The organism is Microcoleus sp. N3A4 (assembly GCF_036701805.1).
Taxonomy (GTDB): Bacteria; Cyanobacteriota; Cyanobacteriia; order Cyanobacteriales; family Microcoleaceae; genus Microcoleus.
In genome coordinates this window covers 1-23,794 of record NZ_JAUBRJ010000030.1, presented here as the reverse complement: position 1 = coordinate 23,794, position 23,794 = coordinate 1, and the positions used below count along the sequence as shown (strand labels likewise).

The 23,794-nt window shown below is 45.1% G+C and carries 21 protein-coding genes; 10 read left to right on the top strand and 11 right to left on the bottom strand.

Going from position 1 to position 23,794, the window contains the following annotated elements; translation table 11 throughout:
• Nucleotides 1–203: 203 nt before the first annotated feature.
• Nucleotides 204–1,442, bottom strand: coding sequence for a HetZ-related protein (locus tag QUA56_RS18235; protein ID WP_333360079.1), 1,239 nt, complete (start codon nucleotides 1,440–1,442; stop codon nucleotides 204–206).
• A 36-nt stretch (nucleotides 1,443–1,478) separates the two neighbouring features.
• Between QUA56_RS18235 and QUA56_RS18230 the strand changes: the two genes are divergently transcribed.
• Nucleotides 1,479–1,709 (top strand): hypothetical protein, encoded by a 231-nt coding sequence (locus QUA56_RS18230; protein ID WP_333360076.1) that lies wholly within the window; start codon nucleotides 1,479–1,481, stop codon nucleotides 1,707–1,709.
• Between the two features lie 246 nt (nucleotides 1,710–1,955).
• On the opposite strand, the gene dtd is transcribed toward QUA56_RS18230, so the two are convergent.
• From dtd to QUA56_RS18205, 5 genes are all read right to left on the bottom strand, one after another.
• Nucleotides 1,956–2,411 (bottom strand): D-aminoacyl-tRNA deacylase, encoded by a 456-nt coding sequence (gene dtd / locus QUA56_RS18225; RefSeq protein WP_333360073.1) that lies wholly within the window; start codon nucleotides 2,409–2,411, stop codon nucleotides 1,956–1,958.
• A 153-nt stretch (nucleotides 2,412–2,564) separates the two neighbouring features.
• Complete coding sequence (locus QUA56_RS18220; RefSeq protein WP_333360071.1) at nucleotides 2,565–3,722, bottom strand: GTP-binding protein; 1,158 nt, start codon at nucleotides 3,720–3,722, stop codon at nucleotides 2,565–2,567.
• Between the two features lie 126 nt (nucleotides 3,723–3,848).
• Nucleotides 3,849–5,012, bottom strand: coding sequence for a glycosyltransferase (locus tag QUA56_RS18215; protein WP_333360069.1), 1,164 nt, complete (start codon nucleotides 5,010–5,012; stop codon nucleotides 3,849–3,851).
• A 377-nt stretch (nucleotides 5,013–5,389) separates the two neighbouring features.
• The gene (locus QUA56_RS18210; protein ID WP_333360066.1) at nucleotides 5,390–5,533 is read right to left on the bottom strand and encodes a hypothetical protein; all 144 of its coding nucleotides are present in this window, start codon (nucleotides 5,531–5,533) and stop codon (nucleotides 5,390–5,392) included.
• 817 nt (nucleotides 5,534–6,350) lie between these two features.
• A complete protein-coding gene (locus tag QUA56_RS18205; protein ID WP_333360064.1) occupies nucleotides 6,351–6,752 on the bottom strand; it encodes a fasciclin domain-containing protein in 402 nt (133 codons plus the stop codon).
• Nucleotides 6,753–7,388: 636 nt separating this feature from the next.
• Between QUA56_RS18205 and QUA56_RS18200 the strand changes: the two genes are divergently transcribed.
• The 7 genes from QUA56_RS18200 (at nucleotide 7,389) to QUA56_RS18170 (ending at nucleotide 17,012) form a co-directional block, all read left to right on the top strand.
• Nucleotides 7,389–8,426 carry an aldo/keto reductase gene (locus QUA56_RS18200; protein WP_333360061.1) on the top strand — a complete coding sequence of 346 codons (1,038 nt, stop codon included), beginning with the start codon at nucleotides 7,389–7,391 and terminating at the stop codon, nucleotides 8,424–8,426.
• An 857-nt stretch (nucleotides 8,427–9,283) separates the two neighbouring features.
• Nucleotides 9,284–10,576: a glycosyltransferase family 1 protein gene (locus QUA56_RS18195; protein WP_333360059.1), complete on the top strand. Its 1,293-nt coding sequence runs from the start codon at nucleotides 9,284–9,286 to the stop codon at nucleotides 10,574–10,576.
• A gap of 69 nt (nucleotides 10,577–10,645) precedes the next feature.
• The gene (gene glf, locus QUA56_RS18190) at nucleotides 10,646–11,935 is read left to right on the top strand and encodes a UDP-galactopyranose mutase (RefSeq protein ID WP_333360058.1); all 1,290 of its coding nucleotides are present in this window, start codon (nucleotides 10,646–10,648) and stop codon (nucleotides 11,933–11,935) included.
• 104 nt (nucleotides 11,936–12,039) lie between these two features.
• Nucleotides 12,040–12,396 carry an STAS domain-containing protein gene (locus QUA56_RS18185; protein WP_333360056.1) on the top strand — a complete coding sequence of 119 codons (357 nt, stop codon included), beginning with the start codon at nucleotides 12,040–12,042 and terminating at the stop codon, nucleotides 12,394–12,396.
• Nucleotides 12,397–12,759: 363 nt separating this feature from the next.
• Nucleotides 12,760–14,640, top strand: a complete 1,881-nt coding sequence (locus QUA56_RS18180; protein WP_333360054.1) for a glycoside hydrolase family 2 TIM barrel-domain containing protein — start codon at nucleotides 12,760–12,762, stop codon at nucleotides 14,638–14,640.
• Between the two features lie 637 nt (nucleotides 14,641–15,277).
• Nucleotides 15,278–16,396, top strand: coding sequence for a beta-glucosidase (locus QUA56_RS18175; protein ID WP_333360051.1), 1,119 nt, complete (start codon nucleotides 15,278–15,280; stop codon nucleotides 16,394–16,396).
• A 472-nt stretch (nucleotides 16,397–16,868) separates the two neighbouring features.
• Entirely contained in the window at nucleotides 16,869–17,012 is a 144-nt protein-coding gene (locus tag QUA56_RS18170) for a hypothetical protein (RefSeq protein WP_333360050.1), read from the top strand.
• 194 nt (nucleotides 17,013–17,206) lie between these two features.
• On the opposite strand, the gene QUA56_RS18165 is transcribed toward QUA56_RS18170, so the two are convergent.
• Nucleotides 17,207–17,404, bottom strand: a complete 198-nt coding sequence (locus QUA56_RS18165) for a hypothetical protein (protein ID WP_333360048.1) — start codon at nucleotides 17,402–17,404, stop codon at nucleotides 17,207–17,209.
• A gap of 170 nt (nucleotides 17,405–17,574) precedes the next feature.
• Here QUA56_RS18165 and QUA56_RS18160 point away from each other — a divergent pair.
• A protein-coding gene (locus tag QUA56_RS18160) for an IS5 family transposase (protein ID WP_445242922.1) occupies nucleotides 17,575–19,079 on the top strand; the annotation gives its coding sequence in 2 pieces (ribosomal slippage) (nucleotides 17,575–18,172 and nucleotides 18,172–19,079; 1,506 coding nt in all).
• Between the two features lie 151 nt (nucleotides 19,080–19,230).
• Here QUA56_RS18160 and QUA56_RS18155 read toward each other — a convergent pair.
• From QUA56_RS18155 to QUA56_RS18140, 4 genes are all read right to left on the bottom strand, one after another.
• On the bottom strand, nucleotides 19,231–19,953 hold the full coding sequence (locus QUA56_RS18155) for an IS1 family transposase (protein ID WP_333360043.1): 723 nt from the start codon (nucleotides 19,951–19,953) through the stop codon (nucleotides 19,231–19,233).
• Nucleotides 19,954–20,190: 237 nt separating this feature from the next.
• Nucleotides 20,191–20,595, bottom strand: a complete 405-nt coding sequence (locus QUA56_RS18150) for a hypothetical protein (RefSeq protein WP_333360041.1) — start codon at nucleotides 20,593–20,595, stop codon at nucleotides 20,191–20,193.
• Between the two features lie 44 nt (nucleotides 20,596–20,639).
• Complete coding sequence (locus tag QUA56_RS18145) at nucleotides 20,640–22,088, bottom strand: tetratricopeptide repeat protein (protein WP_333360039.1); 1,449 nt, start codon at nucleotides 22,086–22,088, stop codon at nucleotides 20,640–20,642.
• 94 nt (nucleotides 22,089–22,182) lie between these two features.
• Nucleotides 22,183–23,085, bottom strand: coding sequence for a hypothetical protein (locus QUA56_RS18140; RefSeq protein WP_333360036.1), 903 nt, complete (start codon nucleotides 23,083–23,085; stop codon nucleotides 22,183–22,185).
• A 264-nt stretch (nucleotides 23,086–23,349) separates the two neighbouring features.
• Here QUA56_RS18140 and QUA56_RS18135 point away from each other — a divergent pair, with 264 nt between their 5' ends.
• The gene (locus QUA56_RS18135; protein WP_333360034.1) at nucleotides 23,350–23,730 is read left to right on the top strand and encodes a helix-turn-helix domain-containing protein; all 381 of its coding nucleotides are present in this window, start codon (nucleotides 23,350–23,352) and stop codon (nucleotides 23,728–23,730) included.
• The last annotated feature ends 64 nt before the right edge of the window (nucleotides 23,731–23,794 follow it).

The following is a 23,794-nucleotide window of genomic DNA, read 5'->3' as shown; positions in this document are numbered from 1 at the left end:
CCAGGGATGACCTGGGAATGATAAATTTTAAAAAAAAGTAGTGCTGTTTTAATATATTTAATTAGCTCAAAAGCTTTCATAATCGAACATCGACCGTGGGAGATTTGAAGGTGGACTGCGGGGCGGGCATTCCTGTGCAGGTGCCGCACCCGATCGCATTTTCCAGTCTCAAGAAAACAGTTGCATTCATATTCTAGTACCAGTTAAGCTTGGCTGCTGTTGCGAGTCTGGCTAGCCAGCTCCAACAGTTGCGCCCAGCGTTTTTGGACTTGTTTGGGAGTGCATTTGAGCGCGGTGGCGATCGCCTTGTCGCTTTCTTGATTCCGCTTCATTTCTAACAGTTGCTGCATTTCCGGCGAGAGTTGAGCGCGAAATGCTTCCCATTTGTCAGAAGTCATTCCCAGCTTTTGATCGACATCAGCACCCAGCCATTCGTGTACGAGTTGCCAATTTTGAGTGCGGGCAAATTTTTCGACGTGGTACTTAAACCGCTGTTGCAAGTAGTCGCGCTGGCGGGAAGACAAACCGAGAACGCGATCGATTTCTGAAGCAGAAAGGTCTTGCAGTTTTAAAGTGAGGTAGTCCACACATTCTGGTTGATTTTGCGCTTCCAAATAAGCAATCAATTCCGAGACTACCCGATCGCGCAGCACTGCATCAGCCGGATCGACAGTTTCCGATACCATTTGCTCGCGCACTTGTTGCAGCGCCGGAGAGCGGCTGTGCATTTCCGCATCTTCTCCCTTGCCCGACTCTACAGCCATTTCAATGTCGATCGCAGTTTCGGGAGGTTGGCCCTTGGCAAATCCTTGAGCGCGCAACACGATCAGGCGCTGGCGGTTGCGGCCGGGCAAACCAATTTGGCGTTTGGCGTAGTGTTCGGTGAAAGCCATGTACTCAGCCAATTCTAGCTGCGTGCGGGGCTGGTAGGTGGCATCGAGTTGGTGTTCGCGGCGGAAAGCTCGCAGAGATTCGATGTAAAAGCCTTGCAAAAAGTCTTCAATCATGTTGTAGCGAGCTTGAAAGTTCAAGTTCGATCGGAAGGAAGCAACATGGCGGTAAACCATCGCCGCGAGGTGGGAGTGCAATTCGACGCGGCCTTGTTTTGAACCGAGGCGGTAGTATTGCAGGGTTTTTTGCAACCGGTGCTCGGCCAAGGTGATTTGCCAAGCTTCCACTTCGCCAGAAATTTGGATGCGATCGCTTTTTTGGCAAATCCGTTCGACTTCCTTAGCAATCCGCATCGCCACTGCTTGAGCGCTGCGGCTGGCAGTTTTCATCTCTGCTTGCAATTCTTTGAGGGCGAACTCAGCCAAAGCCAGGGTATTGATGCTGGAAACTGTATTGATTTCGGCGGTTTGTTCGGTGGAGGCGGCCGGAATGGAGTTGAGGTTAGAAGCGGTGTTGCAGTTGGCGGTGGTGGCGGCAGTTTTGACAGTCATGGCGTTTATCTGGTAGCGCACAGCGTGCGAGGACATTTGTCAGAGAGCGAGGCGGCAGTTGCTGGCGGTTTCGCTTGCTGTGCTGATTCAACTCTCCATACATTGAATATTAGGGAAGTAGAAATCATTGCAGTGATGCGAGTGTTCCACTCTCTCATGCAACAGTTTTTGGCTGCTGAATCTGATTCTAAGCGCTGGCTGTGGAAGATTGGTTTTATTGCCCTTAAAGCCAGACTGTACAAGCATTCTGAGCTGTTAGTCGGGTAGGGCGATCGCGACAAAGATGGACGGTGTTCTGGGGCCTCTGAGTGGACAATTTACCAACTGGCCTTTTGAGGTGGTTTTGGGCGATCGAGATTACGGAATCGAGACTCGGCAGAGTGTAGCGAACTGCAATGTATTCTGAAGCTACGGCACAGCAGTTAGGAAACCCGGTTAATCTGCAAATTCGATCTTATGGCAGAAGGAAGAAGGAAGAAGGAAGAAGCACAGAGAGCTTTGTTTGCAAACAATTCACGCTGATTCTTTCTCTAATACCAAAGTCACCGGCCCGTCATTCTCGATCGAGACTTGCATCATCGCTCCAAACAGCCCTGTTTCGACTTTTAAGCCGCTCTGGCGCAACTTTTCGACAAATTTCTCATAAAGAATTTCAGCTCTTTCAGGAGCCGCTGCTCGATCGAAGGAAGGTCGCCGACCTTTGCGACAGTCGCCGTAGAGCGTAAACTGACTGACAACCAGCAACTCGCCGCCGATGTCTTGTACGGACTTGTCCCAGCGGCCGGTATCTCTAGCCGAGTCTGGAAACAAACGCAATTCTAGGCATTTCCGAGCCATCCAATCGAGTTCTGATTCGGTGTCGGTGTCTGCAATACCTACAAGCAAGTTAAGTCCGCGGCCAATTTTGCCGACAATTTGACCTTCAATTTCGACTTGAGATGATTTTACTCGCTGGATGATGACTCGCATTGGAAATCGGTAATTGGTAATAGGTAATTACTCGTTACCAGGCTAGAGCCTGGTAACGCAGATCCAGAGGCTCTGCCTCCTATCTTCCTAAGTACCAGAGAGGCAGAGCCTCTAGACATCGGTTCCCAGGCTCTAGCCTGGGAACCAGTAGATTTAGTTTTTCCCAAAACCTTTGCCGCGACTGGTTGAAGGCATACAAAGACAGTTTTCGAGTTGCGATCGCAAATTCTCGGTATCCAAACCCTGACCGATGAGAACAAGCTGGTTTTTGCGCTCACCTTTCCACTCGTCGTCGTCCATCGAAAATCGCTTGCCGCTCAAATGGAAAATATGCCGTTTGGGACTTTCTTCAAACCACATAATCCCTTTCGCGCGAAACACGTTTGTTGGCAGTTGGTTGTCTAAGAAATATTGAAATTTCCTAAGAGAAAAGGGCTTGTCGCTCTGGAAAGAAATTGAGGTAAATCCGTCATTTTCTAAATGGTTGGAGTGGTCGTGACCGTGATGGTCGTGACCGTGATGGTCGTGACCGTGATGGTCGTGACCGTGATGGTCGTGATGGTCGTGATGGTCGTGATGGTCGTGATGGTCGTGATGGTCGTGATGTTCGTGGTCGTGATGTTCGTGACTGCTGGGAGTTTCCTCAGATTGGAAATATTTGTCAGATTCAAACAATCCGACGCTGAGGACTAGCGGTAGGGGAACTTGCGATTTTACTGTTCGCAGAATTCGAGCACCTTCTTTGACATCGCGAATCTTAACTTCCAACAAATCTAAATCTGCTTCTTCAACCAAATCTGTTTTGTTGAGGATAATTATATCGCCGTAAGCTATTTGACTGTAAGCTGCTTGAGAGTTGAACAAATCTAAGCTGTAGTTGGCTGCGTCTACTACTGTCACTATCGAATCGAGACGAGTCAGGTCGCGCAGTTCTGTGCCTAAAAAAGTCATCGCTACTGGCAGCGGGTCGGCGAGTCCGGTTGTTTCGACTACTAGATAATCGAGATTTTCTTGACGTTCCAGAACTTTGTAAACTGCATTAACTAAATCTTCATTAATTGTGCAGCAGATGCAGCCGTTGTTCAGCTCAACCATGTTGTCGTCGGTGGTGACAATCAGTTCGTTGTCGATGCCGATTTCGCCAAATTCATTTACCAAAACTGCTGTTTTCAAACCCTGCTGGTTGGTCAGGATGTGGTTGAGCAGGGTTGTTTTGCCGCTGCCGAGAAATCCTGTAATGATTGTAACGGGCAATCCGTGTTTGGGAGCGTCCATCGCCAGTTCTGTCTCGGACTGAGTTGTAGATTGCATAGCATTGACTGTCAAATAAGGTCTGAAGCTTAAACTTGTTGTTTTTATTGTATCTTATATGAATTCCGAACAGCGCCCTGCAAGCGCTAATTATCGGAAGTTACCAACTATGCGATCGCACCCTGTTTAATTTGGCGATCGAATAGTTGGCAAAAGTACCTCTAGGAGTTGGTCTGCAACGTGTTTCCAGGTAAACCCACTCGCTACAAATTTGGGGCCTGCTTCGCGAGAGCGATCGCACAAGTCCGGCTGTTCTATAATATTTTTCATTAAGGCGATCGAATGTTCTAAATCTGGCATCAGGCGAAATATCGGCAGATCGTTAGAAGTACCTTCTTGAAACGTACTTTCGACGTGCAAAGCAAAATCTGGAGTTGTAAAATCATCCGTCGGGCCGCCTTTAGTGCAGATAAGCGGCAAGCCGCAAGCAATTGCTTCTAGTGCTGGCAAATTGAAGCCTTCTGCTAAATAAAGAGATACGTAGGCATCGGCGGCTTGATAAAGTTGAGCCATTTTTGCAAAAGGCAGTGTTTCTCCTATGTAAGCCATGCGCGGCAAAACTTTTTCTGCTTCGTCAAATGTCAGTTCGTCTATGTTTTGAGCGATCAGAGAATCCGACTCATATATTGATTCTTCTCCTTTCAATACTAATCTGGCTTCCGGATAACTTTCAACTACAACTGCGAAAGCTTTTAACAATAAATCGATGCCTTTATTGGGAGATCCTGCACCGATATTCAAAAATACAAATCCGTCCCATCCTAGCTGTTTCCGCAAAGCTTCGCGTTCCGATTTTGTTAAAGGTTTGTAAATATTCGGATCGATGCCGCAGGGGATGACAATTGTGCGATCGGGATTCGCACCGCTGCGGATAAATCCGGTTTTCGACCAATGGGAAGGCGTAATAATAATTATATCGGAGTTGCTGTGGCCTTCGCGGAGGGAAGCTGCGCCCGTTATTCTAAAGTTTTCGTTGTGCAGAATTCCCCATTCTGTTGTGGCAAACAAGCACGTCCGTTTTGTATTTGAGGGTGCAAAATTGTAAGGTACTGATATCCGTAACGTAGCGTCTGCTTTGAGAGACGCGGAAGGGGGAGGAATATTTTTTATTGCTGCTTCAGCAGTTGCGTCTAACAAACCGGTTGCTGGCTGCCAATTTTCGTCTAGATATGGGATATCTTTGTGGAAAATTTCTAAGTTAGGATATTTCAGCATTTCTAGTAGCTGAAATTGATTGGCGATCGCGTAGGAGTGCGGCAAAAAGCGCCAGCCTTCAACAATTATACGCATTTAGTTGTTATTTGTTACTTGTTAGTTGTTATTTGTTTTTTGTTAGGGTTCGCCCTCACCAATTACCCTTACCAATGCCCTCTTACAATTACCCATTACCCATTAAGAGAAAGGGTTATTTGGTTATAGCTAAGTCGTTAAAAATTTTAAGTGTAAATTTTATTGCTCCTTTTTTTGGGTGAAATGACATTTAGTAACGGCTCTACTGGGTGTTTCCCAGTAAAGTTTTTAGCTACAAAACGGGGGTCTGCAATTCGAGTTTTGGCTGTAAGTGCAGGTTGTGCGATCGCTGTCTGCATCAACTGAGTCAAATGTTCCCATTCGGTAGCTAAAATAAATAGTTTTTTTTGCTATTTCCACAGACATAAATTTACTTTCTACTTACTTTCTACGGGCAGTGCAAAGTCTGGGTGAGTGAAATCGTCTGTAATGCCGCCGGCTGTGGCGAATCTGGTTGTTTCGACTACTAGATAGTCGAGATTTTCTTGGCGTTCTAAAACTTTGTAAACTGGATCAACCAATGCCAAGAAATCCTGTAATGATTGTAACGGGCAATCCGTGTTTGGGAGCGTCCATCGCCGGTTCTGTCTCGGACTGAGTTGTTGTAGATTGCATAGCTTGAATGTCAAATAATGTCGATCGCACTTTCCTTGTGGTTTTTATTGTATCTTAATTAGGACAAAGCCTCGTAAACCCAGTTTCTCGGAGAAATGTTGGGTTTGGTGGCATGGTATCTACGCATCAACCGGAAATCAGCCCCAGAGTGCAAAATAAGTGGGGCGCTAATTATCGGCAATTGCTAACGCTGGCTAAAGCACGTTTTTATTTTTTTGATAAAATTTTGTCCAGAGTACCTGTCGCAGTTAGCCTGCAATCAGTTTTGCCAGTAACTCCAGCAGCGACAAATTTGGGGCAGAGTCATTCGATTTGAGATTTTCGATTTGAGATTTTCGATTGACCCCACGGATAAATTCGGGGGCTTGAGGATTTGAGATTCCAGATGCTTTCGATTGATTCCACGGATCGCGTGGCGGGTACCACCTTTGAAATTCGCTTGTCAAGCTGAGTGCGATCGGGAGCATCTCAGTTTTGCATTTATAGTGCGAGCGTCCCCGCTCGCGTATTGTACTCGCGAGCGGGGACGCTCGCACTATCATAAAAAAATGCTTTTTGCAAAACTGAGATGCTCCCGTGCGATCGGCCAATTCCCGCTACTCTACAATAATTTTAATTATCGAGCTGCGTAAAATATTTAACTTTCAACTATCAACTAAAACAGGGCGGTGGCTAACAACAGCCACCGCCCTCAAGATAGTATTGCGCTATCTAAATCTGTGCTTACGCAGGAAGCAAGACTGCATCAATAATGTGGATGACACCATTATCAGCAGCAACATCGGCTGTTGTAACGGTAGAATCATTGATTTTGACGCCATTGGAAGCATCAATTTTCACTTCTGAACCTTCAACTGTCTTGGCAGATGTCAGCTTGACCACATCAGCGGCCAAAACTTTGCCAGAAACTACATGATAAGTCAGGATTTTTGTGAGCTTAGGAATGTCCTTAAGCAGTGCTTCTACAGTACCTTCGGGAAGCTTAGCAAAAGCTTCGTCAGTAGGCGCAAAAACTGTGAAGGGGCCAGCGCCTTTGAGAGTATCTACTAAACCAGCAGCTTTGACAGCAGCAACTAGGGTTGTAAAAGATCCAGCCGCAACGGCGGTGTCAACGATATCAGCCAAGTGAGTCACCTAGTTTTTGTAATCTATAAATCACTATAACGCTAAAAAGTTAATTTAGCTACATTAATTTTTTCTCTAGTTCTATCTGGTTTTCTGATATTTAAGATAACAATTTTTTTATTTAACTCCTTCCTAAAATACCTATCTAAAGGTAGATATTTTTTTTCACTTTTAGTGTATTTTTAATTTAGCAATGTAATCCTAAATACATTAGTAAGACGATCGCGCCAGATATAGCGAATTGCAAGTTTATGAAGTACAGCGATCGATCGATCCGTAGGGACACGGCATTGCCGTTTCCCTACAAGGGCTGATATCGTTTCCGGTTGCATCGGAATAATATATTTGGATAATGTCAGTGCGAGCTTAAGAGCTCGCACTACATAATTCCGATGCTACCGGATTTGATATGACCTGAAAAGTGCTGTATCGATCGCCCCTGCGTGGTGTTAAAAGTAAATGAAGGGCGATGCCGTCGGGCCCTCGCCCGTGCTGCGACATTTTAATTAACTTGGCAAAACATTCAAGATTCTGCACAGCGCTAAAGCGCCACAAAAGCCTGCCACCCCCGACTTATGGCAACAGGGCAAATCCCGATCTAAACTGTTAACAACCATTAACTAGCGGATGGGTGATATGAGATACAAACTACTAGGCCACAGCGGACTTCGCGTTTCGGAAATCTGCCTCGGAACCATGACTTTTGGCGAAGAGTGGGGTTGGGGCGGTTCCTACGACGAAAGCCGTAAAATGTTCGATGCCTTTGCAGAAGCGGGCGGCAATTTCATTGATACCGCGAATCTCTACACCAACGGTACTAGCGAAAAATATGTCGGCGATTTCATCGCAGCCGATCGCGAAAAATGGGTAGTTGCCACTAAGTATAGCCTCAACATGAAGAATGGCGAAATCAACGGTTTCGGCAACCACCGCAAAAATATGGTGCAAGCAGTAGAAGCAAGTTTGAAGCGATTGCAAGTTGAATACATAGATTTGCTGTGGCTGCACGCTTGGGATTTTACCACACCAGTCGAAGAAGTGATGCGCGCTTTTGACGATTTGGTGCGCGCCGGCAAAGTTCTTTATATCGGCATTTCCGATACGCCGGCTTGGATTATTTCTCAAGCAAATACGATCGCCAACCTGCGCGGTTGGACACCATTTATCGGCTTGCAAATCGAGTATTCTTTAAAAGAGCGAACTCCCGAACGGGACTTGATCCCTATGGCAAAAGCCTTTGATATTGGCGTCACAGCTTGGAGCCCCCTAGCAGGCGGCTTGCTGACAGGAAAATACAACACTTCAGAAACAGCCACCGAAACTAAACGGCTTAATTCACGGGACTCTGGAAAAATTAACGAACGAGACCTCAAAATTGCTGACGAAGTTACCAAAATAGCAGCCGAAATTGGCAAGCCTGCTTCTCAAGTAGCCCTAAATTGGCTGCGACAACAGCCAGTCAAAGTTATTCCAATTGTGGGTTCGCGCAAACTCTCGCAACTTCAGGAAAATCTCGCTTGTTTGGAGTTTGAATTAACCCCGGAACAAATGCAGCAGTTAGACAAAGTAAGTGCAATTGAATTGGGTTTTCCCCACGATTTCTTAAAGAGTTCGAGTGTGCAAGATTTTGCCTTTGGAGGGGGAATCGCCAAAATTGACAGCAGCCGACTGTAAAGTTGCTGCTATTTTTTAGTCGCGGGTTTACGTGAATATTTTGCGTTCGATCGCAGATATCGGCGAACCCGCCCTTAGAGGGATGATTGACATTTTTGTTGTGGGCGCGAGGTTAAACTTACGCCCGCAGCGCAAATGTCATCACCTTGGTTTCTTGCCGCAGACTCGCGCAAAATCTTAGGTTTATCATTGCCGTTTCCTGGTTTCTTTGGTATTGTTGAGACAGGTGCTCTTCGGTGAGTTTAACCCCGCTGCATAAATTGTCAATTGTTAATCTATCGGAAGTCTGAAATTTTTGCCAAACTTTGTATATTAGGATACAAAGTTTTCCGACTAGCGATCGGATGACTTTAAAAAAGGCGAGGTTTGTCAAATCAAAAAGCAACATAAACCCGCGCGAGCGAAGCTATCGAGAAAGGAATCGCAAATTTTCTATCCTCTCCAAATAAGTCAATAAAACACGCTCTTTTTTCACCCCGTACCTGCCAGTTAAGAGTCATTTTACAAGGTCGATCGGCATTTTAACCGCTTTTGAACCAAGCGTGCAAGCTAAGCGCGTCCTGAGAGTGAACTCATCCTTCAGATAGAAGTAATCGCAAAAAAACTGGGTTATACTTAGCAGCAATAGCAAGTCTAAGAATATTAACTTATCTCCAAGTTTCAACTCTGAAAAAAGCAGATAAGCGTGTTTTTCCGCAGCTAAGCAGTTTCTTTGTTTGGTTAGATGAATGCTGCGCTTGCTCGTCAATAAAGTCTCTCTGATTGATGCTTGCGACTTTCAGTAAGACAATGCTGAGAAATATCTTCTATTGACCAATTTTAACTGACTAATTTTTGACAAATTTCCGAGGCTAATTATGTCGCCCCCAGCCAACTCAGTAAACAATAATTATAGCAATAAAGATCGAGCATGGGAGATCCGATTTACCTCTATAGATCCAGCCAAATCGCCCTCTCAATTCGCACCCTCGCCCGCATTGCGCGCCAACTTATCTAAAGCGGATGCTTTAGATGCACCGGATTTAGTTTGCCTGTCTCATTTGCGGTGGAATTTTGTCTATCAGCGCCCGCAACATCTCTTGGGTCGCTGTGCCAAAAATCGTCGCGTATTCTTTATAGAAGAACCAGTTTTGAGCGCGGCTACAGATTGGTGGCTTGATGTCAGCATCCACGAAACCGGAGTTTGGGTAATAGTACCGCACCTGAGCGAAGGAATCAGCGAAGCAACAGCACAAACTGCTCAGCAAGCCATGCTAGATGATTTGTTTCGAGCGGCAGAAATTAGCCAGTACATCCTCTGGTATTACACACCAATGGCTGTCAGTTTCACAAGCCACTTAAAGCCACTAGCCGTAGTCTACGACTGCATGGATGAACTGTCAGCATTCCAAGGCGCGCACCCGGATTTAAAAGCCAATGAAAACCAACTATTAAAGCGCGCCAGCGTAGTATTTACCGGCGGACACAGCCTTTACGAAGCCAAACAGCACCAGCACCCAAATATTCACGCTTTCCCCAGCAGCATCGAAAAAGAACACTTTGGCACAGCCAGAAATCTTGCAGAAGAACCAGCCGATCAAAAAGACATTCCTCACCCGCGTTTGGGATTTTTTGGTGTTATAGACGAACGCATGGATATCGAACTGCTGGGGGGCATTGCGGAAGCAAAGCCGGACTGGCATTTAGTCATTATTGGCCCCGTGGTAAAAATCGATCCGGCCACTCTGCCAACTCACCCAAATATCCACTATCTCGGCGGCAAATCTTATCAAGAACTGCCTGCGTATCTTGGCGGGTGGGATATAGCAATGCTGCCTTTTGCGATTAACGAATCGACTAAGTTTATTAGTCCGACGAAAACTCCAGAATACCTCGCTGCCGGCAAACCGGTGATTTCTACTCCTATCCGCGACGTGGTGCGGCCCTACGGAGAAAAGGGCTTGGTTCGGATTGCTAGCAATTTTTCAGAATTCGTTGCTTGTGCCGAAGAAATCTTCAGCGAAAGTTCGGACGTTCGCACCAAGTGGCTGAGCGAAGTTGACGCTTTTTTAGCCGACAATTCTTGGGACAATACCTGGGGCGAAATGCTGGGGTTGATCGAAAGTGCGATCGAAGGCAGAAAGCAGAAGTCATTAGTCAGCAGTCAGTAGTCAGTTGGCTGTTGGCTGTTGACTGTTGACTGTTGGCTGTTGACTGTTGTTATCGATGCCCAATGCCCAATGCCCAATGCCCAATTACTAATTACCTTACCCAAAATCAGAGGTGTTTTAATGTTTGACTATTTAATCGTCGGAGCAGGATTTGCAGGTAGCGTCATTGCCGAAAGACTAGCAAATGAGGCCGGAAAAACAGTCTTGATAATTGATACCCGCAACCACATCGGGGGCAACGCATACGATCACTACGACAACCACGGCATCCTCGTACACAAATACGGCCCCCACATTTTTCATACCAATTCGCGCCCAGTTTTTGAGTACCTTTCGCGGTTCACCGAGTGGCGGCCCTACGAACACCGCGTCCTCGCCAGCGTTGACGGTCAACTGCTGCCAATTCCGATCAATCTCAACACCGTAAACCAACTTTACGGACTGAATCTCACATCATTTGAAGTCGAAGATTTCTTTGCGAAAGTAGCAGAACCAAAAGATTATATTCGCACTTCCGAAGATGTCGTTGTCAGCAAAGTCGGCCGCGAACTTTACGAGAAATTCTTCCGCAACTACACCCGCAAACAGTGGGCAATGGACCCGTCGGAACTTGACAAATCAGTGATTGCGCGCGTACCCACTCGCACAAACCGGGACGATCGCTATTTCACCGATACCTATCAAGCAATGCCGCTGCACGGCTACACTCGGATGTTTGAAAAGATGCTCGATCACCCAAACATCAAGGTGATGCTGAATACCGACTACCGCGAGATTGAGGGTTTTATTCCTTACGGAGAAATGATTTACACCGGGCCGGTTGATTCTTATTTCAATTATTGCTACGGCAAACTTCCTTACCGTTCTTTGGAATTCAAGCACGAAACGCTAAACGTACCCGTACACCAAGCAGCACCGGTGGTAAATTACCCCAACGAGCATTTATATACTCGCTGCACGGAGTTTAAATACCTCACGGGACAAGAGCATCTAAAAACTAGCATTGTCTACGAATATCCCCAAGCTGAGGGAGACCCTTACTACCCGGTTCCGCGTCCAGAAAATGCCGAAATTTACAAGAAATATAAGGCTTTGGCTGATGCAACTCCGGGAGTTTCTTTTGTGGGAAGGCTGGCGACTTACAGGTATTACAACATGGATCAAGTGGTCGCTCAAGCTCTGACAACTTACACTCAAATTACTACCAAGCCGGTGATTGAATTGGTGGAAAATCTTAACGGTTCTGCCTCTAAATTAAGCTCCTCAAATGAAGTTACCGATCGCCCAGCCGCAGCTTCTCTAGAAGTCTCTGCTGTCAACGCCAACGGCAACGGCAACGGCAAATCTGGTAGCAAGTAGCTGCAAGCTGCGAGTTACGGGTAAAAATGTAAGGTGCTGATGGCGCACCTTACTCGGTTTGAATAAAAAGTTATTTAACAATTCAAACAAGCGTTGAGGTGAAAATGAACGTTATCGTTAAAATTGTTTTGTCTCATGAGGTTTTGGAAAAATCTCAATTTCCTCATTTTCATAAAGAAATAGAGCGCCTCATAGAAAGCGGGGGCAAAATTCTGATGCTCGATTTCTCAAAGATCAGTTTCCTGAAAAATTCGGAGTTAATGGCTGTAGTGGCGATCGTGAAATTAGTTAGAGACAGCGAATGTATACTTTTGATATCGGCTATGAGCCAACAAGTGAAAATCCTATTTGAACTCACGGGACTAGAACAAATATTTCAGTGTTTGCCCCCTTCGGAAGAAAATTCTCTTAAAAGTGACCTAACTGAACCGTTAGGAGATTTGCAAAGTGTTGTCGGCTAAACTAGAGTTTGGAGTTAGAGAGAGTGTCCGAGTGTCTGAGTGTGCCAGGGGAAAATATTTCTTCTTCATTCTCAAAACGTCGGACAATTTTTGCTGGACAACCGTAGAATAATGGTTTCAGGGCAATTGGGGAATCGAACTGCCAACGGAAAATGAAGGGTTTGAGACTACAACCTAAAAACTTTCCGGAAGATTGCTTGTGACTAATGACTAATTACTAATCACTAATGACTTCTGCATAAGAGCTCCTTCAGATGAGGCTGTTTTAGTGTACAGAACTTTTACAAATTAATCAGCAAAAAACTTGTCCAAGTGGGAGCAATAGTCGCTAACGTATAAATATAACTTAGGGTAGATGTGCCAATGAGTTGGTTAGGTAGAGAACTAGAAAATTGCGATATTGAAGAGTCTTCCACTCTAGACACTAAGGTGACTGTTCAAGGACGGAAAACAGGTTATCCGCGCCCCCAATTGCGCCGGAGCAACTGGATTTGTCTCAACGGTCAGTGGAGGTTTGCTTACGACGACACGGGACTCTGCGTGCAGCCGATCGATATTTCTGAGTGGAGTCAGACTATAGAAGTGCCTTTTGCTCCAGAATCGCCAAAAAGCGGGATCGGGGACACGAATTTTCACGCTAACTGCTGGTACGATCGCGAATTTGACGTACCCCACACAGAAGGCAGAGTTCTCCTCCACTTTGGGGCCGTAGACTACCGCGCCCGCGTCTGGGTGAACGGTCAGTTTGTCATCGAACACGAAGGCGGACACACTCCTTTCACCGCAGACATTACATCAGTTTTGAACCTCAGCGGGCCGCAGCGGGTGACAGTCTGGGCCCAGGACGACCCGCAAGATTTGGAACAACCGCGCGGCAAGCAAGACTGGCAAATAGAGCCGCACAGCATTTGGTATCCGCGCACGACCGGCATTTGGCAGACGGTGTGGGTAGAATTGGTGCCTCACACTTATATCGAGCGCATCCGCTGGACTCCGCAGTTTGAACGTTGGGAAATTGGTTTTGAAGCGTTTGTCGCGGGCGATCGCCAGTCGGGAATCCAAATTAAAGTTAAACTGTCGATCGGCTGTATGCTGCTGGTCAACGACACCTACGAAGTCATCAACGGCGAAATCCACCGCCGCATCGCCCTCTCCGACCCGGGTATCGACGACTACCGCAACGAACTGCTGTGGAGTCCCGAAAAGCCGACGCTAATTAACGCTCAAGTGCAGTTGTGGGCCGACGGCAAACTGCTCGACGAGATTAAATCCTACACCGCCATGCGGACTGTCAGCATCCAGCGCGATCGCTTCATGCTCAACGGTCGCCCCTACTACTTGAGGCTGGTGCTCGACCAAGGTTACTGGCCAGACACCCTGATGACTGCCCCCTCCGACGAAGCTTTGCGCCACGATGTCGAATTAGTCAAAGCAATGGGTTTCAACGGCGTCCGCAAGCACCAAAAAATTGAAGATCCGCGATTTTTGTACTGGGCTGACGTGCTCGGGCTCCTAGTTTGGGAAGAAATGCCCAGCGCCTACCGTTTCACTCCCAAAGCCGTGCAACGGCTGACGCGAGAGTGGACGGAAGTCATCGACCGCGACGCCAGCCACCCCTGTATCGTAGTCTGGGTGCCGTTCAACGAATCTTGGGGAGTTCCAAATTTAGTAGAAGCGCCAGCCCACCGCAACTACGTGCAAGCGCTCTATTTCTTGACAAAAACCCTCGATCCAACTCGCCCCGTCATCGGTAACGACGGCTGGGAAAGCATCGATACCGACATCCTGGCGATTCACGACTACGACAACAACCCGCAAACCCTAGCCAAGCGCTACGGGCCCGAAGTCCAGCTATCCGATTTGTTCGATCGCGGGCGTCCGGGAGGGCGTATCCTCACCCTCGACGGACACCCGCACCAAGGACAGCCGATGATGCTGACAGAATTCGGCGGCATCGCCTGCGCCGGCCGCGAAAACCCCGATTTTTACAGGGTTTGGGGCTACGTGCGCGCGTCCGACACGAAGGAACTGCAAAGGCGCTACACCGCGCTGCTGAAGGTGGTAAACCGAGTGGAAATGTTCAGCGGATTTTGTTACACGCAGTTGACCGATACTTTCCAAGAAGCTAACGGTTTGCTTTATGCCGATCGCACTCCCAAGTTTCCCCTAGAGGCGATGGCGGCGGCTACTCTCGGCTGGGATATTCCCGAAGAAAGTTCACAGCCAGCTATTACTCAGTGCTAAATAGACTAAAGAATCAAGAGGGTATTTAAGTAAAAGTAGGGTGCGTCGCTGCGACAATCCCAGCTATTTACCAAGATTCCTTAGCGACGCACCATAACGCCATAATTAAAAGTAGAGTGCGTCGCTGCGACAATCCCAGCTATTTACCAAGATTCCTTAGCGACGCACCATAACGCCATAAGTCTGACGTAACTTAAGGTTTAGTCTGGTGCGTCGCTACTGAGATTTTTGGTTTGAGTTGAAGCTAGTCGAGGGCGACGCACCCTACCATATTAAAGGTGCGTCGCTACTGAGATTTTTGGTTTGAGTTGAAGCTAGTCGAGGGCGACGCACCCTACCATATTAAAGGTGGGTCGCTACTGAGATTTTTGGTTTGAGTTGAAGCTAGTCGAGGGCGACGCACCCTACCATATTAAAGTCATTACTACAAACCTTAAAAACTCGCTGTCAACTGTCAACTGTCAAGGGTACATCAGATGGCAAAACCTTAATTATTTCCTATACCATAAGTCTGACGTAACTTACGGTTTAGTCTGGTGCGTCGCTACTGAGATTTTTGCTTTGAGTTGAAGCTAGTCGAGGGCGACGCACCCTACTAAATAACCAATAACCAATAACCAATAACCAATAACCAGCAATGTTTCAAAGTTTTTTCATGGGCGGTTTTGAATGTTCCACCCACAAATTGCGATCGGGAAAACGCCTCGATGTCACAGCCGCCACCGGCCACGATAAATTTGTAGTCGCCGACTACCAACGCTTGCAGCAGCAAGGCATTTACACAGTCCGCGAAGGCCTGCGCTGGCACTTAATTGAACAGTCGCCCGGAAAATACGATTTTTCCAGTTCCCTCCCAATTATCCGCGCCGCCCGCGACATGAAAATGCAGGTAATTTGGGATTTGTTTCACTACGGCTGGCCCGACGATATTGATATTTTCAGTCCCGAATTCGTGTCCAGGTTTGCCAAGATGGTGCGCGCTTTTATGGAAGTGCTAACTGAGGAAACAGACCAAACACCTTTCGTGACACCTGTCAATGAAATTTCATTTATTGCTTGGGCAGGCGGCGATGTCGCCTACATCAATCCGTTTGCAAAAGGGCGGGGAGACGAGCTCAAAATCCAGCTAATCAAAGCTGCGATCGCCGCGATAGAATCAGTTTGGGAAGTCAATCCCAACACCCGCATCGTTCAAATTGACCCCACAATTAACATTATTGCCGATCCTGACAAACCGGAGGATCGGGACGCAGCGGAAGGTTATCGCTTATCTCAATATCAAGCTTGGGATATGTTGGCGGGACGCTTTCGCCCGGAACTCGGCGGCAAGGAAAAATATCTCGATATTATTGGGGTGAATTATTACGATCGCAATCAGTGGATTCACAATGAAGAGCCCATGAAATACACCGATCCGCTGTACCGCCCGTTTCGCGAACTGCTGCAAGAAGTGTTCGATCGCTACCGCCGCCCCTTATTCGTAGCCGAAACAGGTACTGAAGACGATTTGAGACCTGTCTGGTTTAACTATGTTTGCACTGAGGTCGCGGCGGCAATCAAAGCAGGAGTTCCAATAGACGGAATCTGCTTGTATCCGATTGTCAACCATCCGGGTTGGGACGACGACAGGCACTGTTACAATGGTTTGTGGGATTATTGCAATGAATCGGGCGATCGAGAAATTTACCAGCCTTTGGCGGATGAATTGCAGTTTCAAAGACAGCAGATTGAACCGCTGTTGAAGTTGAAGAAATAACAATCGGGGCGATCGGCGATTTAAAAATAGGCGATTTCAATCGGCGATTGAAATCGCTTCTATACAAACGAAGTCCGCCTGCGCGGACTAAGAGATTGAGGGATTTTTAAGCCAGATTTGGGATTAGATAGAAAAGGGCGATCGCTTTTGGCTGACGTTTATTCTACAGACTTAATCCAAGGTGGAAGTTGGCCATAATTCAGCCTTTCTATATATTTAAGAGCGCGATTGCACTTGTTCCCAAAAACGATCGCTCGACTAAAGTGTCACATCCTCAATGAATGCCTTTAGGTTTTCTGTTTCTCGGTAAGGATTCAGGTCACTGAACTCCTTGCTGGGCAAAGACTTTAGATCGGGAGCTTGATGCTAAATCAATCTCTATTCTCAAGCTTAGGAAGAAAAATGACAGCTTTTCGTCCTTTATTGACAATCAACCACGAAAGACAAAAACCCTTATTTTGCGCTAAAACCCTTGCCAGACAAGCGTTGGAGCCGCAAGTTTTTAGACCTGAATCCTTACGTTTCTCGGATAGCGATCGCCATCTCGTTCGGTGCAGACAAGCCCAAACCACAGCAAGCAAAATCACCTGTTGAAATCAACGGGCGCGGCGCTTGAATAAACTCTATTGTTTCATACTGACCGACGAAGGGTGAACATCCTGATTTGAGGATCTCGCGCACAACTTCTAAGCCTTGGTTTTAGGTGACGTAGGTTAGTTGGGACAGACAGGCCATTTCGAGCGATCGCTGACGATTCAGACCGTGTTTGATTTTTATTTGGTGGGTAGGAGTAGGGTGCGATCTTTAATTTTATGCTCTTGGGTACAGCGACATAAACTTCAATTCAGTAAACGTTCCATCTAGGACAAATCGTTGAAGAACTGGACGAAGTTCTTCAAGTTCTGATTTATTCAGAGAACCGCGCACCCCAAATTTAATTACACCTAATATTTTGTTTAGTGTTGAGATTTCATTGTTTATTTCATTGTCTTTTTTTACTACTCTCATGTTACTCCGCTCGCTTTGAAGTTCAGTGAGAGTAGGCTCTAGTCTAGCTAGGGCTTGCTGAAAAAGCCTAAAACCTTTACAGAGAAAGACTTTGACTGGTTTGAACGCTCCACGTGTGCAAGCTTATGAGCTAAAATCTGTCCAAAGCCTAGTACAACATCACTTTCGTAATGTACCGAAAAGTTGACCCAACCCCAAACCCGCCATCCAACTTTGACTTGCCTTTTGAGGGGCAATTGTTAGAAGATAATCGTTGGATAATCATGGCGAAACTAATTCCGTGGTCAGCATTTGAAGCAGAATATGCTCAAAACTTTTCCGTAGATATGGGAGCTCCAGCGAAATCTTTTCGGATGGCATTGGGAGCATTAATTATTAAAGAAAGGTTAGGAACTAGCGCTCGCGAAACAATAGAACAAATCCGAGAAAACCCCTACTTACAATACTTTATAGGCATGACCAGCTATAGCAGTCAAGCACCATTCGACTCATCAATGTTGGTTCATTTTAGACAGAGAATAGGTGTCAACCTAGTCAATAAAATCAATGAAAAAATGGTCAAAGAGCAGACCGAAGCACCAGGCAAAGTAGTCGATAAAAGGTCATCGGACATCAGCGAGCCGAAAAATCAAGGAAAATTAATATTAGACGCAACCTGCGCGCCAGCCGACATTAAATATCCTAACGACTTAGGAATATTGAATCAAGCCAGGGAACAAACCGAAACAATCATAGATGCTTTGCACAGTCAAATTCAGTCACCCGTAAAAAAAAACCAAGAACTTATCGAAACCTAGCCAGAAAAGAATACTTGACAGTAGCAAAGAAACGAAGACCATCACAAAAAAAACGAAGAAAAGCGATTAAGAAACAACTTCAATATATTAAAAGAAATTTAGCTCATATCGCGGCCTTGGGTGAGCTAACGTGGCTGAATAAATATTATTATAAAATGCTATTAATAGTCACAGAAGTCTACCGTCAACAGTTATGGATGTATGAAAAAAAAACACATAGTATTGAGGACAGAATAGTAAGTTTAACACAACCACACATCCGCCCGATCGTTAGAGGAAAAGCCGGGAAATCCGTCGAATTTGGGGCAAAGCTGTCAGCGAGTTGTCGTAACGGATACGTGTTTTTAGACCGAATTAGTTGGGATAATTTTAACGAATCTGTAGACTTAAAAAAACAAGTAGAAGAATTTAAACGGTTCACGGGATTCTATCCCGAATCAATTCATGTAGATCGAATTTATCGAACTCGCGAGAATCGAGCTTGGTGCAAAGAAAGAGGAATTAGAATGAGTGGTCCCCCTTTAGGAAGGCCCTCGACAAATATGAGTAAGTCAACGAAGAAACAAGCTTTGGAAGACGAGAGAATTCGTAACTCGATTGAGGGAAAATTTGGAGAAGCTAAAAGAAGATTCAGCCTCGGTAGAGTGATGGCTAAACTTTCTAATACTTCTCAAACCACCATCGCCATAACTTTTTTGGTGATGAATCTTTCGGCCCTGCTACGGCAGGCTTTTTGGCTTTTTTTATGTCTATTTCAGAATATACACTTTTTTTCCGGTTTTCCACCTGTGATGATTAATAAAGTTTATGCTTTGGACAAAATATCGCAAACAAAGCTTATATTATCAAGGGACTGGCGAGTTCATTCATCTTTCTAAATGCTGTTTTCTTACTTTTTCAGCAAGCCCTAGCTATCATCTCTTCGCGACTCAAGCCTTCGAGTTGTTTGAGTATAGATGTAATTGTCATATTCTACAATCTCCTTTTCTTGACAAAATGGGTAGTAATAAATATGTAGTGATTAGATATTTATTGGCTCAAAATATAGTTGTAATGATGGATAAAATACCAAATAGCACCAATATGGTTTTCTAATTTTTTAGAAAATGAAAGAGTCTTTCTTACGATCCGAGAAACACGTTGGCGCAATGTATTATTAAATCTTTCAATGTGATTAGTTTTTCCACTCTCTTTACCAACTGGCTGATGGCGTAGCGAAGGAAAAATACAAGCATATGCAGCCCAAAAATCTGTATAGCAAACAGCACATTGTCGATATACAGGAGGTAGAGAATTCCATAATTGTTTTGCTCCTTCTTCGCTACGAGCGCCAATATAAACACCAATAATTTCTCTGGTTTCTCTATCCATTGCTAACCACACCCATTGCTTATTTTGTTTGCTATCTACAAATGACCACAGTTCATCACATTCAACATTCAATCTGACTTTTTTTTTAGGTTTAACCTTTACTGTGCGTTCGATTGAGGCATATTTATTATTTACGTAATCCTGTAACCATTTTTGAGAAACACCCGTGCTTCTAGCTATACCAGCCAAAGAAATCTTCTCCAAAAGAAGTCGATCGATTAAATCTTTTGTTTCTGAGCTAATTACTTTGTTGGTCGGATTCTCGACAAATTGGCGACCGCAACTTTGACATTTGTATTTGGGCTTTTTATTGTGAATTCTACCATTTTTAACTATGTGATTTGAACCACAGTCAGGGCAATTTGGTCGTAAGGATAGCATATGATATGACTAAATTAATTTTGGCAGAGATCAAGGATTCCTACAATAGTTACTTATGATAGCATCACTCTAACTCAATCTACATTCAAGCGCGTCAAGAAATATTAAAATTACAAATTTTGATTGTTTGAGTTATAAAATTATCCTATGTATTCAATGACTGTAATTAAATTTCACTACATATTTATTACTACCACAAAATGAAATCAATTGAGTTTTTGAGAATGATAGGGCAGATTAAAACTCCCATTCATGATCTGGATCTTCAAGGGCTGCTCTGACAGATGTCAAATCAGCAAGGTCTTTGAGCGGACTAGACTTAGCTATTTCAGTAATTGAAGTCATGGCTAAAGCTAACTGGTTGTTATCACCGATTGCTATTGCCTCATCGACCTTTTTAAACAGAAAGTTAAAGTTCTTAGTACGCTCATCAAACGAGCATTCAAGATAGTTGATTAAAGCATCGCGTTTTGCTTGAATGTCGGCAATTGTTGCTTTTTCCCAAGCTTCTATACCACGCCGTTTAGTCTGTTCTTGCTCGGCAACTATTTTGTATTCGGTGTAAGCTTCAACAACATCGCGGAAGCACTCAGCAGCGGAGCCGGGATTAAAGATTTCTACAGGAACTTTTTTAGCTATCATTTCTATTTGCCTGGTAAAATTCGATATTTCAACAGAACAGAATCCTAAAACACCCGCGTCTGCCACCAAGGAGTATTCTTAATTTCCTTCTGAAGATTGCGGACTTCTTTTTGAAGATTTCGGACTTCATCCATCATGGATTTTTGGCGAAAGAGGCTGATAGCTTTCTGAAAATCTGCTACGGCTTCCTCTCTTTTTGCCTTTTCTCTGCGTATAGAACCCCTTTTAACGTAGGCATAAGCATTGTCTGGCTCTATTTTGATGACCTGATTGTAGTCGGCAAGAGCTCCCCGCTTGTCTCCCTTTTCATGGCGGACGCATCCCCGATGAAAATAAGCATCTGTACAGTTTGGTTCTATCTTGATGACTTGATTGTAGTCAGCTATTGCACTATCATAATCCTTGTTTGCTACGTGTGCATGACCGCGATACAAATAATTAACTGCTTTATTAGGGCTAAGCTTTATAACCTGAGTGAAATCGGCAATAGCTCCTTTATAATTCTTTACTTTGGCGCGAGCATAACCCCGCTGAAAATACAGGTTAACATCATTAGGTTTAGTTTTGATAACTTGAGTGAAGTCAGCAATGGCTTTTTTGTAATGTTCTAGCTCAACAAGTAAACAGCCCCGCGTGAAGTAGGCATCGACACAGTTAGGGTCAAGTTTGATAACTTGAGTATAATCAGCAATTGCACTCTCATAATTCTCTAGTTCAGTATATGCTAAACCACGACAGTAGTAGGCATTCACATTACTAGGATCGATAGTGATAACTTGAGTGAAGTCAGCAATGGCTTCTTTGTAATTTTTTAGTTCGCTGTAGGCACTTCCTCGTATTAAGTAGATATCCGCATTGCCGGGAGCGAGTTTGATGACTTGGGTGTAGTCGGCAATTGCCTTGTTATAATCATTTTTAGCGACGTAAATGTTACCTCGATTGCGGTAAGCATCTACATAGCTAGGATCGAGCTGGATAGTTTTAGTGTAATCTGAAATTGCTCCTGCATAATTGTGCTGTTCATCGAGAATACAGCCGCGCACAAAGTAGGCATAAACATTTTGAGAATTGAGTTCGATCGCTTTCGTAAAATCTTCAAGAGCGGCCGCGTACTCTCCACTTTCAAGCTTTTCTATTCCTCGGTTAAAAAAGTCTTCATCGCTTTTGAAGAAATCAAAAAATCCTGTAATTCCCTTAGATACGCCTTTGCCTACATTCTTAACTGTAGATCCTGCTGTGGCGCCAGCCATTGCTACGCCTTTGCCTACATTCTTAACTGTAGATTCTGCTGTGGCACCCGCCATTGCACCGCCCACCATGATTAAAGGAATAGCCACAGGCCCTAGAGCAGCCGCACCCAAAAAAGTTACACCAGCCACAAGTGCTGCACCTCCTCCTACAACTGCACCCGCTTGGTTTTCTTTTGCGAAGTCATTCTCAGTACATATCTGATGTAAATCACCAACATTTCCTAAAATTTCCCACGGATTCATTGCAACCTCCTTATTTTTAAGTAGTAAGGTGGGAAATGCCCACCCTACAAATAGATTTTCTCCGTAAGTCTTGAGACTACTTCGATCGTGATTTCTATTTCCCTGGTAAAATCCGATATTTCTCCAAAACCTTCACAGTACCGAGGTTAAGCTTACCGTCATTATTTAAGACAGGAGTTTTCAACATTTCTACAAGTCCCTTCATCAGAAGACCTACCTGTTGGAACTTCTCAGCATCCGTCTTAGCATCAAAAGGCTGAGATTCAAGTTGACTCAAACCTTCAATAGGACGAGTGTTCATGGATTCAAACACTCCTCTCAACTCAGTTATCCGCTGTCTTACCTGTTTTGCAAAGTCCTTAGCAAGTTTCATGTCTGCGATCGCCTTATTAACTTGAGCTTCATGCTCTCGCGCCTTTGTCATCGCTTTCTCGCCTTCACTAGCAGCAAAAAAGCCACCAATCGCCAAAGCTGGTAAAAGGGTGATACCGCCTAGCACAGCAGCACCCAGAGCCATACCGCCGCCACCAGCGGCGATCGCTCCACCGCCAAACCATGCTAAAGTTGCGTTCCAAGCAGCCGCTCCGCTGAGAGTTGAGATAGCTGTTCCCGTGCTTGCTGCTCCTAGTGAAGTAACAGCACCAATAGCACCGCCGTAACCTGCTGCGGCTGCTCCAGCAGATTTAACGCCACCCATAAAATATTGTTCGGCTCCTACCGCCGCAGCTTTGTACTCCTTCATCTGCTGAACTGAAAAATCCATCCCTTCTAAAAGCCGCTTTTCACTTTCTGAAGCCTTCCGACCACTATTTTCAAGGAAGGTAACAAAGCGCTTAATTGTGCTTCTTATGACATTCAGTTGAAGTTGACCATACTCTTCTGCCAATTTGTTTGTGGCTGCTTCTTCTCTTTTCAAATCTTCAACCGCACGCTCGAATCGCTCTTGAGCTTCCTTGGCAAGTTCATTAGCTTTCTGACCGGGATAGAATGAAGGCATAAAATACTCCTAAGTTTGATTTTTAAGTCGGATTTTTCGACATCTTAAAAACAGGCGATTTTTTAGATACTTTGGCTTAATAACTCTGTCCTGGAGAAAACTCTACGCGGCAAGAAGTGAGCCTTGCCCGAATTGCTTGTGTAAAATTAATCACGATCGTGCTTTTCCTGATACTAACCTAACTACCTTTAACAAAGAAACTAATAAGCATTAGGAATCGTGTTAGACTTTGATTATAAAAAATCCAGAAACCTATCCCCTGCAATGGCATCCACTAACGATCGCTTCCCCGAAGCTGCCCGCGACTGGGACTTAGAAACCCTCTACACAGACCTAGCATCCGCCAAGGGAAAGCGGCTCACGCCCACAGAGAAACAACATCTACGGGGTCTACTCTGCGGCTACAGTCCCGCCGAAATTGCCGAAAGGCTCGGTAAAAACCCCAAGGGAATCGCCGTAGATTTCTGTAATACTTTATACCAATATGTAAAAAATCTTGTAGGTAAAGCTGATGAAAAGGTAGAAAACTGGAGGAAGATTTGTGAATGGCTGGAGGACGCAGGATATAAAACTCAGCCATCTGCCGAACCTGAATCAGGTGATTGTTTACCAATAAAATTCTTAATAAAAAAGGTTCTTCATTAGTTGGTATGCTAAACTAACAATTAAATGCTTGCGTAAGCAAACATCTATTTTTGTAGTTGTCAAA